Below are 12,967 nucleotides of genomic sequence, written 5' to 3' on the forward strand. Positions count from 1 at the left end.
CCTGGCGGTCCGCTGGAGGCGCGCGCCGTGTCGCGTCGAGCGCGCGGACCGCGTCGGCCCGCGCCGACCCGATCGCTCGTCGGCGTCGCGCGCGGGCCGGCTGGCCGCCGCGGATCCGGTTCTGGTATTGAGCAAGGCGGCCGGGGGAGCACGGAGGAACGATGGCGGAGCGATCGCTGCAGCACCGGGATCCCGATAGCAAGGACGACGAGACGCTGAGGAGAGAGGCGCGCGTACACCTCGCGAGCGAGCCGGCGCTGCAGCTCGTGGCCGAGCTGATCGCGCGGCTGCGCGAGCTCGATCTGCCGTGGTGGACGCCGGCCAAGCTGCGCGAGCAGTTCGGCGCGGTGGAGCGGATGAGCTGGTTCCGCGAGCGGAGCGACGTGCGCCAGCAGATCACGACGTCCCTCACCGGCCTCTCGCCGAAGGCCGCCCGCCGCAAGGCGCCGGACTTCCAGGGCGCGCTCATCGACTCCGTCATCGACGAGGGCGACATCACCCCGCGCGCGTTCGAGGACGCGTTCGATCCGCGCGATCTCGCGGTGTACGGCCCGGCCGGCGGCTACTGGCAGTTCTTCCGGGAGTCGATGCCGTGGGATCAGGACACGCCGCAGAACCAGGAGATCGTCGCCTGGCTGCTCAAGGCGCTGCTCGCGGACCGGAGCCCGTTCGAGGGCATCGGCAGGACGCCGATCCTGACGCCGTGGGACGTGCGCACGGCGATCGACGGTCGGCTGTGGCAGACCCGCATCCCGCTCGAGATCCGCGTCGCCATCGACAACGCGCGGCTCAAGCAGGAGCGCGAGCGCCCGGGCGTGCCGTTCCACGCCGACGGCGAGCTCGCGATCGCCGGGCCGGACGTCATCGCCGCGAACATCCCGCCGCGCGACATCCTCCCCGTGGTGCAGCTCGCGCAGAAGGCGATGCGCTTCGACGCGCCGCGGGCCGCCACGCCGAAGGCGGCGGCGCCGGTGGCGCTGTCGTCCGGCCGCGCCGGTTCGCCCGCTGCCGCGCCGCCGGGCGGCGTGGCGGCGCCCGCCTCGACGCCGGGCGGCTCCGCTCCCGGCGCGTCCGGCGGTGCTCCCGTGTCGAAGCCGGTGGCCTCGGCGCAGGGCGCACCCGTCTCGGCGCCGGCCCCTGTGTCGTCCGGCGGCGGGCCCGTGTCCGCGCCGGCCTCCGGCGCGTCCGGCGGCGCGCCCTCCGGGGCGGCCGTCTCGCCGCCGGGAGGCCTCGCTGCGTCGGTGAGCAGCCCGCCGGCCGGCGCCCCCGCGGGGCCCAAGGCCGCCGGCAACATCACGCCGCCGAGCGCGATCGCCGCGAGGCCGCCCGCACCGGCGGGCGCCGTCGCGGCCGCTGTCTCGCCGCAGGGGGGTGAGCCGGCGCGCAGCAGGCTCCCGAGCGACCCTGGCACCTCGTCGGCGCGCGCATCGACGCCGCCCCCTCCGGCGGTGCGCGCATCGACGCCGCCCGCGCCTCCGGCGGTGCGCGCATCGACGCCGCCCGCGCCCCCGGCGCCGCGCGCGTCGACGCCGCCCGCGCCGGGCGCCTCGCCGGCCGGGGCCAAGGTCGAGCCGCTCGACGACCTCGAAGAAGCGGAGGATGGCGACGGAGGCGGCGGCGTACCCGAGAGCGAGCGCACGAATCCGTGGGCGACCTCGGGCGACGGGAAACCCAAGGACGACCTGGACGACATCGGTGACGTCGAGTCGGTGAGGTAGAGCCGCCGGAGCGCGAAGCGCCGTCCCCGAACGGGTGGCGCGCCGCTCCACACCAGGTGGGCGCGCCGCTCCGTCATGGCGCAGCGCCGCGCTGCCCGCGGCGGGTTTCATGTTTCTTTACAGACGCTCCTGAACATCCTTCACACGCGCTGCGCAGCTTCGAGGTGTCCCGGAGCCGCGCGTCTGCGGCTCCGGTGTTCGCGGCCCGGGGCCGCGCCCGCGTTCGGACGAACCGAGGCCGCGCGCACATGCCCCGTGCACGGATCGACGGCGGAGACGCTCACGGAGGGTACTCATCATGTTGGGATTCGTGGTTGGAACGGCCTGCCTGATCGGCCTGGTCATGACGCTGAAACGCGGCGGCCGGTATGATTGCGGGGCGCACTGGGGCGCCGGGCCGCGCTTCTTCGGGCGGCGCGGCTTCGGGGGGCACGGCTTCCGCCGTCGCTTCTTCCTGTCCTTCCTCTTCGACCGGCTCGGCACCACGCCGACGCAGGAGAAGGTCATCGTCTCGGCCATCGACGAGCTCCGCTCCGCCGCAGAGGCGCAGCGGAGCGAGATCCGCAGCACGCGCGCGGACGTCGCGGCGGCGATGCGGAGCCCGAGCTTCGACGAGACGCGCCTCGGCGAGCTCTTCGCGCGGCACGACACGGCCATCGAGTCGCTGCGCAGGGCCGCGGTCGGCGCGCTCGGGAAGGTCCACGCCGTGCTCGAGGACCGGCAGCGCGAGCAGCTCGCCGACCTCATCGAGATCGGGCCGGCCGCGTTCCGCGACATGTGGTCCGGCAGGGCCGGGTGGCGCGGCGACGATCCCTACAGGACCCACGGCCGGTGGGCGTGAAGGAGGCGATGAGACCATGATGAGACGCCAGATCACCATCGTGCTGCTCGCGCTCGGCACCGTCGCCGGTTACGCCTCCGGCTTCTCCTCGCTGCGCTGCCGGGCGGAGGCCCGCCGCGACGCCTTCCAGCGCCACGTCGCGTCCATCTGCGTGGACGCCGCGCGGGAGGCCGAGCGCTCCTGGTCGCGGAGCGCCGCGCGCGCGGTCCACGCGCCCGCGGCGGCCGACGCCGACACCGGCGCGGGCCCCTGAGCTATACATGAGGGAGCGGCGGCCGGACGCCGCCGCTCCTTGCTCCCGGATCCTTCCATGGCGCTGCGGCTCCTGCTCATCGACGACGACACACGGCTCCACGCCTTGCTCGCGAGCTACCTCGAGCAGAACGGGTTCACGGTGACCGTCGCGTGCGACGGCGCGCGCGGCCTGCTGGCGCTCGCCGCGGGCACCTTCGACGCCGTCCTGCTCGACGTGATGATGCCGGGCATGGACGGCATCGAGGTGGTGCGCCGCATCCGGCAGAAGAGCTCGATGCCGATCCTCATGCTCACCGCCCGCGGCGACGAGGCCGATCGCGTGGTCGGCCTCGAGATCGGCGCCGACGACTACATCGCGAAGCCCTTCAGCCCGCGCGAGCTGCTCGCGCGCCTCCGCGCGGTGCTCCGGCGCGCGACGCCCGACGCCGCCGGCGAGCGGATCGTGGCCGGCGACATCGCCATCGACGTGCCCGGGCGCGTCGTCACCGTCTCGGGCAAGCCCACGGATCTCACCGGCATCGAGTTCGACATCCTCGTCGCCCTCGCGCGGCGCGCCGGCCGCGTCGTCGCCCGCGAGGCGCTCCTCGAGGAGGCCGGCCGCGGCGACGTCAACGTCGGCGGGCGGACGGTCGACGTGCACATCTCGCACCTGCGGCAGAAGCTCGCCGACGACCCCAGGTCGCCGAGGCTCATCAAGACGGTGCGCGGCGTCGGCTACGTGCTCGCCAAGGACCGCGCGTGAGGAGGTACCGCTCCTGGCTCTACGAGAACGGGCGCAAGGTCTCGATCGGCCGCTTCCTGAGCGCGCGGCTGCACCGCCGGATCTTCATGTGGTTCGGCGCGACCATCCTGATCACCGCGCTCGCCGCGGTCGCGACGATCGGGGCCATCGACCGCGTCGGCAACTCCGGCTGGCGGCGCGAGCACGCCCGCGCCCAGTCGTTCGTGGCCCACGAGTTCGAGCGGGTATGGGACGATCCCGCGGCGCGCGACGCCCTCGCCCGCGCGTTCGCCGAGGATCTCGAGATCGATCTGGAGCTCGTCGACGCGACCGGGCGGCGGCTCGCGCGGTACGGCCAGCCCTGCCGGGCGCAGACCCTGGTCGCCCCGGTCCGCTACGACGGGCGGCCGCTCGGCACCGTGCTCCTCTGTCCCGCGCGCGGCCGCTCCGGCGCGTCGCTCCGGTTCGCCCTGCCGCTGCTCGCGGTGGCCATCGTCATGTGGGGGGCCTCGGGCCTCATCGCGCGCCGTCTGGCGCGCCCGCTCGTCGATCTGGCCCACGTCGCCCACGAGATCGGCGTCGGCAAGCTGTCGAGCCGCGTCCGGCTCGACTGCCGCGGGCAGCAGGGCGAGGTCGGCATCGTCGCCGAGGCGGTCAACGACATGGCCGCGCGCATCGAGCGCCAGATCGCCGATCAGAGAGAGCTCCTCGCCGCCGTGTCGCACGAGCTCCGCACGCCGCTCGCCCGCATCCGCCTGCTCACGGAGATGGCCCGCGAGGGCAGCGGACCGAGCGCCTCCGTGCTCGACGACCTCGACCGCGAGGTCATGGAGATCGACGCGCTCGTCGGCGACCTCCTTGCCAGCTCGCGCCTCGATTTCGCGGCCCTCACCGTGGCCCGCATCGACCCGGCCGAGGCCGGGATCCGCGCGCTGGAGCGCGCCGGGCTGGACCCGACGCTGCTGGAGGTCGTCGAGGGGACGCCGGCGTTCCAGGCGGACGCGACGCTGCTGGCGCGCGCCCTCGCCAACCTGCTGGAGAACGCGCGCGCGCACGCGGGCGGGGCCGAGCGGCTGAGGGTCCGTCCCAGCGGCGCGCGCGGCGTCGTCTTCGAGGTCGAGGATCGCGGGCCCGGGTTCGTGGACGGGGAGGAGACGCGCATCTTCGAGCCGTTCTTCCGGCGCGAGCGGGCGCCGGGCGGCGAGAGCGGCGCCGAGCGCGGCTCGCTCGGCCTCGGCCTGGCGCTGTGCAAGCGCATCGCCGAGGCGCACGGGGGCCGCGCGTTCGCCGAAGGCCGCGAGGGCGGAGGTGCGCGCGTCGGCATCGAGCTCGCGCTGCGTCCGCCGGCCAGCGCCGCGCGACCACAGCGGCGCGCCAGGGAAGCAGACGGAGCAGACGGAGACGGCCGCCCTCGCCGCGCGTAGCGTTCCCGCTTGACCGCACGACGGGGCGGGTGCGACGCTCCTCGTGCTCGCGGCCATGCGAATCCTCCTCTGCGAAGATCAGGATGCGATCCGGCGCATGATCGAGGCGCTGGTCGGAGCGAGCGGTCACCAGGTGATCGGCGTGGGCACCGGCCCCGAAGCGGTGGAGCGCGCCTTGACCGAGCCCTTCGACGTGCTGCTGCTCGATCTGATGCTCCCCGGCAGCATGGATGGCTTCGAGGTCTGCGCGCGCCTCCGCGCGCACCCGACCACCTCCGGCCTGCCGATCATCGTGATCAGCGCCCTCGACGATCACGAGGCGCGCGCCCGCGCCTTGCAGCTCGGCGCGACCGCCTACTACGCCAAGCCGTTCCGGCCCCTCGAGCTCCTGGAGCACATCGGCGGGCTCAAGGCCGCGCGGCGGGCCTGAAGCGGACCCCGCCCCGACGGCAGCCGTCCCGTCCGGCGCGACGGAGCGCTGAACGGAGCGCTGGAAGATGGCGCGCGTTTTGGCTACACCCGGCCCTCATGCACACTCGGTGGCGCTGGGTCATGGCTTCGACGCTCGCGGCGGTCTCCCTCTCGGGGCTCGCGGGCTGCGAGGGGGAAAAGAGCAAGGCGCAGGTCGCCGCTGACGCCGGCGCGCTCGACGCTGGCCCGCCGCTGCCGGTCGTCGGCGGCAAGCTCGGCGCGGAGCTCGCGGAGGCGGCGTCGGGCAGCACCGAGAACAAGGGGCCAGCGCCGGGCAACGCGTCGGATGGCCCGCCGGAGAACGGCGTCTTCTCGGTGGCCGCAGCGGCCGCCGCGCTGCCGAAGGACGTTCCTTACAAGATCGAGGTCATCGGCGACGGCAGCGAGCCGCGGGCCAGGCTCGCCCCGAAGATCGACCCGAAATCCGAGCAGAAGCTCGACATCACGCTCGGGCTGCGCCTTGGCGGGCCGCAGGGGCTGCCGAACCTGGAGCTCGGCGTGAGCTTCAAGGCGGAGAAGCCGGCGGACGCACCCAAGGAGGGCGCGGCCGCGCCCGCCGCGGGCGCGGCTCCGGCGGGCCCGGCTCCGACGAAGGTGATCGCGAAGATCACGTCGGCGACGCTCGCCTCGATGTCCGTCGGCGGCCCGCCGAAGGAGCTCTCGGACGCGCTCGCGAGGCTGAAGGGGAGCGCGCTGCGGTACGAGCTCTCGCCGGCGAACGTGGTCGGCAACCTCAAGGTCGAGCTCGCCAAGGACGCCGAGCCAGGGCTCCAGCCGCTGATCGGCGCGCTCGGGGAGGCCGTCGCGCTCCTCACGCCGCCGTTCCCGGACAAGCCTGTCGGCGCAGGCGCCTACTGGATGGTCACCGATCGCGTGGTGGCGTCGGGGGTGCAGCTGCCGGTGCTGCGGTACCGGGTCTTCAAGATCGAGAAGGTCGAGGGAGGCGTCGTCTCGCTCAGCGTGGACACGCGCCAGTACGCGGAAGGGGCCGACCTCAAGGTGCCGGGCCCGAACGGGGAGATCACCCTGACCATCGACCGGCTCGACTCCGCCGGCAAGGGCACGCTCACCTGGTCGCCGTCGACCTTCGTGCCCGGCGCCGCCGACGCCTCGCAGCGGCTCCAGGCGTTGCTGGTGCCGCCCGGCGCCACAGCCCAGCAGGCCGCCCAGCGCAGCGTGGCCCAGGTGGAGCTCACGGCGAAGTTCGCGCCGGCCGCAGCGAAGTAGCGCCAGTCCGCCGCGCGAGGCCGCGGCAGCCCTCGCCAGGACCGCGCGCGGCCGCCCGGAACAGAAGAAGTGAATCCGGCGCGTCAGGCGGTGTGAGCGCATCGCCCTCGCCGCTGTGCACTAAGGTGCGGGCGTTCGCCCCTGCCTCTGTTCGGCGCGGTCGTGTTGCCATCCAGGACGCGGGCGTGCGTCCCGGTCGCTGCCCGCGAACCGTGGAAACCATGGCTGTCGCGACCAACCCTGGAGCGGCGCCGCGGTGCATGGGGGGTTGGCTAATCCCGTGCATGAGCGCTCGTGCGGGGAGGCGTGACGGCTGTCCGACCCGACTGCCAGGAGCGGGTGAGCAGGCCGAGCCACGGTGCAGACGCATGGCGTACGGGTGCGAGCGGAACATGCGCGGGTGCAGCCTCGAGGCCTACATCGAGGAGCCGGGCCTCACGGAAGGACAGCGAAGGCGGCTGCGGCTGTTCCAGACGGTGGAGGAGGCCGTGAGCCGTCGCGTGGAGCGGCTGTGCACGTCCAGCGAGCTCGACGTGACGGACGCGGCGATCCTCGTCGTGTCCCCGGCGGCGCGCCGAGCGCTCTTCCGCTCCGAGCCGCGGGGCTGCGCAGAGGCGCCGGGCACGAGCGTCATCGTGGGCCATCGAGCGCGGCTCCACGAGTTCCTTCACGCCGTGCTGCCGCCCGTGGACGAGGCGCCGTTCGATCCGTACGTCGACCTGCTCGCGCCGTCTCCGCCCCAGTGCGTCCGCGTGCTCATCGTGGACGAGGACTCGCTCACGGTCCTGAACTACGGCGCGTTCGTGGTGGTGAACCTCGATCGCAAGGAGATGGCGAAGGCATAGCGGGCGAAGCGAGCGGCCCCGCCTCGGCAGGTCGGAGGCGCCGCCAGGCCGGGCGGCCCTGGCGCGCCATCGCGCCCGCGGGAGGATCAGAAGCGCACGGTGAGGCGCAGCGGGCCGACGGCGGCGCGCGGCGGGGCCTGCTTGGCGCCGGCAGGATCGCGATCGAACACCAGCACGAGCACGCCCGCGCCCGCCGCGAGGAGGCCGGCGCCCGCGACGATGTCGCCCGCGAGCGCCTGGGCGCGCGCGGCGTCGGCCGCGTCCCCGTCCCGCGTCGGCGCGTCCGACGCGCTCGCGACCCCGAGCAGCCCGATCGCCACGCCGGCCGCCACGGTGGTCAGTCCGCCGGCGAGCAGCACGATCGGCATCACCCGGCTCGGCGCTTCGTCGGGCGGGGCGCTCGGCGCTGCGCCGCGCAGGGCCGGTCGAGCCAAGGGACCGCCCGCCGGGGCGGTCGCGGGAGCGATCGTCGGCGACACGCGCGGCCCGGCGGGCGCCTGCGGCGGGGCGGCCTCGCGATCGAGGCCCAACACGACGACGACGCGGCTCCCCGGCGCCGCCGTGACGCTCCGCGCGGCCTCGCGGTAGCCCGGCGCGCTCGCGGTCACCGTGTGGTCCCCCGGGTTGACCGGGCGCGGGCGATCGAGCGCCGCCGCGGGCACCACGACGCCGTCGATCTTCACCTCGAGGCCGGCGGCGTCGGCCGGGGAGAGCCGCAGCTCGAGCGCCGCGACGCTGTGCTCGAGGTCCTGGACCGCCTTCCGCGCGAGCTTCTCGTACGCCTTCGTCGCCGGCGCGGACGGCTCGACGAGGAACGCGCGGAAGCTCTCCAGCGCCTCGACGAGCTGCCCCGTCTGCTGCTGGGCCACGCCGAGGCTGTAGAGGGTGATCGGCGCGCGCTTGATCGCGAGAGAGCGCTCGTACCGCTCCCGCGCCTGCTCCCAGCGGCCCTGCCTGGCGAGCTCTGAGCCCTCGATGAAGATCTCGCGCGCGACCGCGACGTCGGCCGCGCTCTGCGCAGCGACGGGCGCGGGCGCGGCGCAGAGCGCCGCCGCGGTGACGAGCGCCAGGGCGACCGAGAGCGCGCGCTTCCGCCGCGGCGTCACGGCCTGAACCGCTCCCCGTCGGACACCAGCGCGGGCCCCTCGATCCCGGACCACAGGATGAGCTCGGCCCCCGTCCACACGCCCACGCCGAAGCTGTGCTCCTTGCCCGCGGCCGACATGCTCTCGCCCCACGCTGTCGTCATCGGATCGTACAGCTTCCCGTCTCGCCTGAACGCCAAGCCGTTCCTTCCGCCGGCGATGAGCGCGCGCGCGCCGGTCCACCCGGTCCAGCCGGTGCGCCGCTCGACGCGGCTGCGGTCCGAGGGCGCCCCCTTGTCGTCGATCCCGCGCCACGCGCCGGCCGCCGGATCGTAGATCGCGCCGCTCTTGCGGGCGTTGCCCATCTCGTCCTGCCCGCCCCAGACGAGCAGCCGATCGCCCATCCAGACCGCGAACGCGTCGGCCCGCGGGCTCGGCGCGTCGGCGGTGGGCAGCGACCGCCACACGTCGGTCGTGGGGTTGTAGGCGTACCCCTCGCTCGTCGTCGCGCCGTCGGCTCTCCCGCCGAACACATAGAGCTCCGTGCCCGACCAGGCCCACGCGACGCCATCGCGCGCGGGGGCCGCGCCGGCGCTGGAGGTCGGCGTCCACGCGTCGGCGACCGGGTTGTAGAGCCCGCCGCCGGCGACGGGGGCGCCGCCCGCGGAGCCGCCCCAGATCAGGAGGCGCGTGCCGGTCCACACGCCGACCGGCATCCGCCGCGCCCGAGGGGCGTTCGTGGTGCTCATCGCGCGCCACGTCCGCGCCGCCGGGTCGTATACGCCGCCGGTGGACAGGCCGAGCAAGCTCCCGAACGGGCCGCCGCCCCACACGAGCACCCGGGAGCCCGTCCACGCCGCGGCCGCGAGCACGCGCTGCGAGGGGGCGCCCTCGTTGCCCAGCATCGACCACGTGTCGCGCGCCGGATCGTAGAGCGCCCCGTCGTTCACGTCCCCGCTCGCCGTGCGGCCGCCCCACACGAAGAGCGCGCTCCCGATCCAGGTCGCCGCGGCCATCTGCCGCGGCGCGGGCGCGCCGGTCTTCGTCATGGGGGCCCACGCGGGCGTGCACTTGCCGTCGCGGCAGTCGCGCCCGCTCAGGCAGGCGTTCCCGCACGCGCCGCAGTGATCGATCGAGCCCAGGCTGACGCACTTCCCTTCGCAGGCCACGAGGCCGCCTTCGCACGGCGGGATGCAGGCGCCGCCGGAGCAGATCTCGCCCCCGCTGCAGTCGGCGCTCGTGCAGCACTGGCGGCACGCGACGAGGCTGCAGCACTGCTCTCCGGCGCCGCAGCCCGTCCGGCGGCACGCCGCGCCGCCCTCGCACACGTCGGTGGTGCAGCCGTCGCCGTCGGAGCAGTCCTCGTCCGAGCAGCAGGCGCGGCAGGCCGAGCCGCAGTCGTGCGGCGTGAGGCCCCCGCACGCGCACGCGCCGGAGACGCACACGGCGCCCGGCTTGCAGGCGGTGCCGCACGCGCCGCAGTGCTCCGGATTCCTCGTGAGATCGGACTCGCAGCCGGGGGCGCCCGGATCGCAGTCGGCGAAGCCCTCGTCGCACACGAGCTCGCCTCGGTCGCAGCGCTGGTGCGGCCCGGCGGCGACGCCGCACGCGCCGCAGTGGAACGGGCTGACCTGCGTGTCGACGCACGAGGAGCCGCACGTGGCGAGCCCGTCCGCGCAGGCGGCCACGCACGCCGCGCCGTCGCAGTTGGGCCTCTCCGGCGCGCACCGCACGTCGCACGCGCCGCAGGTCGCCGCGTCGATGCCGAGCGACTCGCAGCCAGGCGCGCCGTCGCAATCGAGGCGCCCGCCCGCGCACGCGCAGCCGCGCTGGCCATCGCAGATCATGCCGCTCGCGCAGGCATCCCCGCAGCTCCGGCAGTCCTCCTCCGTGCCGAGCGTGGCCTCGCAGCCGTCATCGCGCGAGCCGTTGCAGTTGGCGTACCCCGGAGCGCACCCGCACACGCCGGCCTGACACTGCATGTTCGGCCCGCAGGTGACGCCGCAGCCGCCGCAGTTCGCGGGGTCCGAGGAGCCGTCGATCTCGCACCCCGTGTCCTGGCGGTTGTCGCAGTCGAGGAGCGGCGGCGCGCAGGCGCACTGCCCCGCGTCGCAGATGGCGCCCGCGGGGCAACGGAGGGAGCAGCCTCCGCAGCGCTCGGGATCGCTGGTGAGGTCGACCTCGCAGCCGTTCATGACGACGTTCCCGTCGCAGTTGTCGAAGCCGAAGACGCACTCGGACGAGCAGTGGCCGCCCACGCAGAGGGTGTGCGGGCACGGCACGCCGCACGCGCCGCAGTGCGAGGGATCGTTCAGCACGTTGGTGCACAATCCGCCGCAGCACGACTCCCCGTCTCCGCACGCGTTGCCGCAGGAGCCGCAGTGCTCCCGGTCCTTGCCCAGCGCGACGCACGTCCCGCCGCAGCACGCGCCCTCCGGGCAGTCCGGCGCGCAGCCGCCGCCCGTCGAGGTCGCGTCCGAGCCGCCGCCCTCGGACGGCTTGTCGGAGAGGGCGCTCTCCGCGAGCAGCGAGCAAGCGCCGGTGAGCACGGCCAGCGTGAGCAGCAGCGGCCAGCGCGCGCCGAGCGTGGGCTTTCGATGTCGCGTCTCGCGCGCGGAGCAGTCCTGGAAGGGCATCGCGGCGCTAGAAGTTCGGCCGAGCCGGGACCGGCAGGGCGGCGCCAGAGGTCTTCGTGCTCGTCCGCGGGGGGGCGGCCCGTCGCGAGCCGGTGTTCCGGGGCGCCGGCGCGGGCTCCCGCCCGTCGGCGCTCGCGGCGCGGCTCTCCGCCGGCCCGCGGCGGGGCTCGCCGGCCGAGGGCTGCGGCTCGGCCGTGCGCGCCGGCTCGGGGCGGCTCTCGGGCGCGGGGCCCTGCTCGGCCGACGGCGCGCCGGCGGCGGTCGGCGGCTTGTCCTGCGGCGCTGCGGGCGACGCCGCAGGCGCGGGCTCGGCGCCGCCGTCCCGCGCGGTGATGGCGCGCAGGGAGAACAGCACCGCGCCGAGGGCCACGAGCGTCGCCAGCCCGGCCGCCGCGACGACGGCGACGCGCCGCCGGTCCCCGGCCGGGCGAGCGATCTGCTCGCGCACGGCGACCTCGTGGTCCTCGCTGTTCCTCTGCGCGCGCACCACCGGCCGCTCGGAGAGGGGCCGCTGCTCGCCGTCGCTCAGCCAGTGCACGGCGAGCGAGGTCCCGGTGACGTCCTCGACGACGCCGTTCTGCATCGCCCACCGCGCGAGCGCGACGCCCATCTCGCGCATGGTCCGCCACCTGGTGGAGCGCTCCTTCCCGAGCCCGCGCGCGATGATGCCCCACAGCGCGTCGTCGCCCGCGCCGAACGCGGTGATCGGCGTCGGATCCTTGACGAGGATCGCCGCCACGAGGTCGTGGTAGTTGCCGCCCTGGAACGGCTTCTGGCCCGTGATCGTCTCGTAGAGCACGACGGAGAACGCCCAGACGTCGGTCTGCCCGTCGACGTCGGTGATGCCGCGCGCCTGCTCGGGCGACATGTAATCGGGGCTGCCGAGCACCGTGCCCGCCTTGGTCATTTCGCCGCTCGCCGTCTCGCTCCACACCTTGGCGATGCCGAAGTCGACGATCTTCGGGGTGATGTCGCCGCGATCGTTCTTCACGAGGAAGATGTTCTCGGGCTTGAGATCGCGGTGGACGATCCGGCGATCGTGCGCAGCGGCGAGGGCGCTCGCGATGGGCAGGAGGATGCGGAGCGCGGCCGTGGGCGAGAAGCGCTTCCTGCGCTCGATCGCCTCGACCAGCTGCTCTCCCCGGAGCACCTCCATCACGATGTACGGGTCGCGGTGATCGGACTCCCCGAAGTCGATCACCCGGACGATCGAGGGGTGATCGATCCGCGCCGCGGCGCGCGCCTCCTGGTGGAGGCGCACCGTCGCCTCGGTCGAGTTGACCTCGCGCCGGATGAACTTGATGGCGACGTCGATGTTCAGGACGTCGTTGTGGGCCAGCCACACCATCCCCATGCCGCCCTCGCCGAGGACGTAGCGCAGCCGGTATTTGCCGCCGATCACGTCGCCTTCGCGGTAGATTCGCCGCGTCGCCCGCGCCGGGTCGGGCGGCAGCGCGCCGGCGTACGGAGGCGGTGACACGCCGGAGGGGCCGAGCGGCTCCGGGGTCGCGAACGTGTCGGGAGCGCTGCCGCGCGGGAACGCCGCGGAAGAAGCGAAGGAGCGGCTCGCGCTCTCGGGCCGCAGGGTCGAGTCCGTCGACGAGGCGGGCGCGGAGGAGGAGCGCGGCGGCATGGAGCGACCGCAGTCTAACTTTGCTGGCCTCGCACAGCTACGGTCTCGCGCACCCGTACGCCGCTGCCGGCTTCGACGGGCGCGGCGGCGGCGCGCGGTCGGCGCCTGGTC

11 protein-coding genes are annotated in these 12,967 nt (G+C 74.9%); 8 read left to right on the forward strand and 3 right to left on the reverse strand.

Going from position 1 to position 12,967, the window contains the following annotated elements:
- Positions 1–161 precede the first annotated feature (161 nt).
- From WME90_RS10970 to WME90_RS11005, 8 genes are all read left to right on the forward strand, one after another.
- Complete coding sequence (locus tag WME90_RS10970) at positions 162–1,718, forward strand: hypothetical protein (protein ID WP_437281041.1); 1,557 nt, start codon at positions 162–164, stop codon at positions 1,716–1,718.
- Positions 1,719–2,016: 298 nt separating this feature from the next.
- Positions 2,017–2,559: a Spy/CpxP family protein refolding chaperone gene (locus WME90_RS10975; RefSeq protein WP_437281042.1), complete on the forward strand. Its 543-nt coding sequence runs from the start codon at positions 2,017–2,019 to the stop codon at positions 2,557–2,559.
- Between the two features lie 16 nt (positions 2,560–2,575).
- Complete coding sequence (locus tag WME90_RS10980) at positions 2,576–2,812, forward strand: hypothetical protein (RefSeq protein WP_437281043.1); 237 nt, start codon at positions 2,576–2,578, stop codon at positions 2,810–2,812.
- A 57-nt stretch (positions 2,813–2,869) separates the two neighbouring features.
- The gene (locus tag WME90_RS10985) at positions 2,870–3,556 is read left to right on the forward strand and encodes a response regulator (protein WP_437281044.1); all 687 of its coding nucleotides are present in this window, start codon (positions 2,870–2,872) and stop codon (positions 3,554–3,556) included.
- Positions 3,553–4,959, forward strand: a complete 1,407-nt coding sequence (locus WME90_RS10990; protein ID WP_437281045.1) for a HAMP domain-containing sensor histidine kinase — start codon at positions 3,553–3,555, stop codon at positions 4,957–4,959. Before WME90_RS10985 ends, WME90_RS10990 begins: the two co-directional genes overlap by 4 nt.
- 55 nt (positions 4,960–5,014) lie before the next feature.
- Complete coding sequence (locus tag WME90_RS10995; RefSeq protein ID WP_437281046.1) at positions 5,015–5,389, forward strand: response regulator transcription factor; 375 nt, start codon at positions 5,015–5,017, stop codon at positions 5,387–5,389.
- Positions 5,390–5,511: 122 nt separating this feature from the next.
- Complete coding sequence (locus WME90_RS11000) at positions 5,512–6,657, forward strand: hypothetical protein (protein ID WP_437281047.1); 1,146 nt, start codon at positions 5,512–5,514, stop codon at positions 6,655–6,657.
- Positions 6,658–7,025: 368 nt separating this feature from the next.
- Entirely contained in the window at positions 7,026–7,502 is a 477-nt protein-coding gene (locus WME90_RS11005) for a hypothetical protein (protein WP_437281048.1), read from the forward strand.
- An 86-nt stretch (positions 7,503–7,588) separates the two neighbouring features.
- On the opposite strand, the gene WME90_RS11010 is transcribed toward WME90_RS11005, so the two are convergent.
- From WME90_RS11010 to WME90_RS11020, 3 genes are read right to left on the reverse strand one after another with little or no spacing between them, the layout of a single operon-like run.
- Entirely contained in the window at positions 7,589–8,608 is a 1,020-nt protein-coding gene (locus WME90_RS11010; RefSeq protein ID WP_437281049.1) for a hypothetical protein, read from the reverse strand.
- Positions 8,605–11,223 (reverse strand): Kelch repeat-containing protein, encoded by a 2,619-nt coding sequence (locus WME90_RS11015; protein ID WP_437281050.1) that lies wholly within the window; start codon positions 11,221–11,223, stop codon positions 8,605–8,607. Before WME90_RS11015 ends, WME90_RS11010 begins: the two co-directional genes overlap by 4 nt.
- Positions 11,224–11,230: 7 nt before the next feature.
- Positions 11,231–12,856 carry a protein kinase domain-containing protein gene (locus tag WME90_RS11020; protein ID WP_437281051.1) on the reverse strand — a complete coding sequence of 542 codons (1,626 nt, stop codon included), beginning with the start codon at positions 12,854–12,856 and terminating at the stop codon, positions 11,231–11,233.
- Positions 12,857–12,967: the final 111 nt, after the last annotated feature.

It is taken from the genome of Sorangium sp. So ce375 (genome assembly GCF_051473855.1).
GTDB lineage: Bacteria > Myxococcota_A > Polyangia > Polyangiales > Polyangiaceae > Sorangium.

Excerpts from the sequence above, each read along its gene's own strand:
- WME90_RS10980 (WP_437281043.1), top strand. The coding sequence starts at position 2,576 with ATGATGAGACGCCAGATCACCATCGTGCTGCTCGCGCTCGGCACCGTC.
- WME90_RS11020 (WP_437281051.1), bottom strand. The coding sequence starts at position 12,856 with ATGCCGCCGCGCTCCTCCTCCGCGCCCGCCTCGTCGACGGACTCGACC.
- WME90_RS10995 (WP_437281046.1), top strand. The coding sequence starts at position 5,015 with ATGCGAATCCTCCTCTGCGAAGATCAGGATGCGATCCGGCGCATGATC.
- WME90_RS10970 (WP_437281041.1), top strand. The coding sequence starts at position 162 with ATGGCGGAGCGATCGCTGCAGCACCGGGATCCCGATAGCAAGGACGAC.
- WME90_RS11000 (WP_437281047.1), top strand. The coding sequence starts at position 5,512 with ATGGCTTCGACGCTCGCGGCGGTCTCCCTCTCGGGGCTCGCGGGCTGC.
- WME90_RS10985 (WP_437281044.1), top strand. The coding sequence starts at position 2,870 with ATGGCGCTGCGGCTCCTGCTCATCGACGACGACACACGGCTCCACGCC.
- WME90_RS10975 (WP_437281042.1), top strand. The coding sequence starts at position 2,017 with ATGTTGGGATTCGTGGTTGGAACGGCCTGCCTGATCGGCCTGGTCATG.
- WME90_RS11005 (WP_437281048.1), top strand. The coding sequence starts at position 7,026 with ATGGCGTACGGGTGCGAGCGGAACATGCGCGGGTGCAGCCTCGAGGCC.
- WME90_RS11015 (WP_437281050.1), bottom strand. The coding sequence starts at position 11,223 with ATGCCCTTCCAGGACTGCTCCGCGCGCGAGACGCGACATCGAAAGCCC.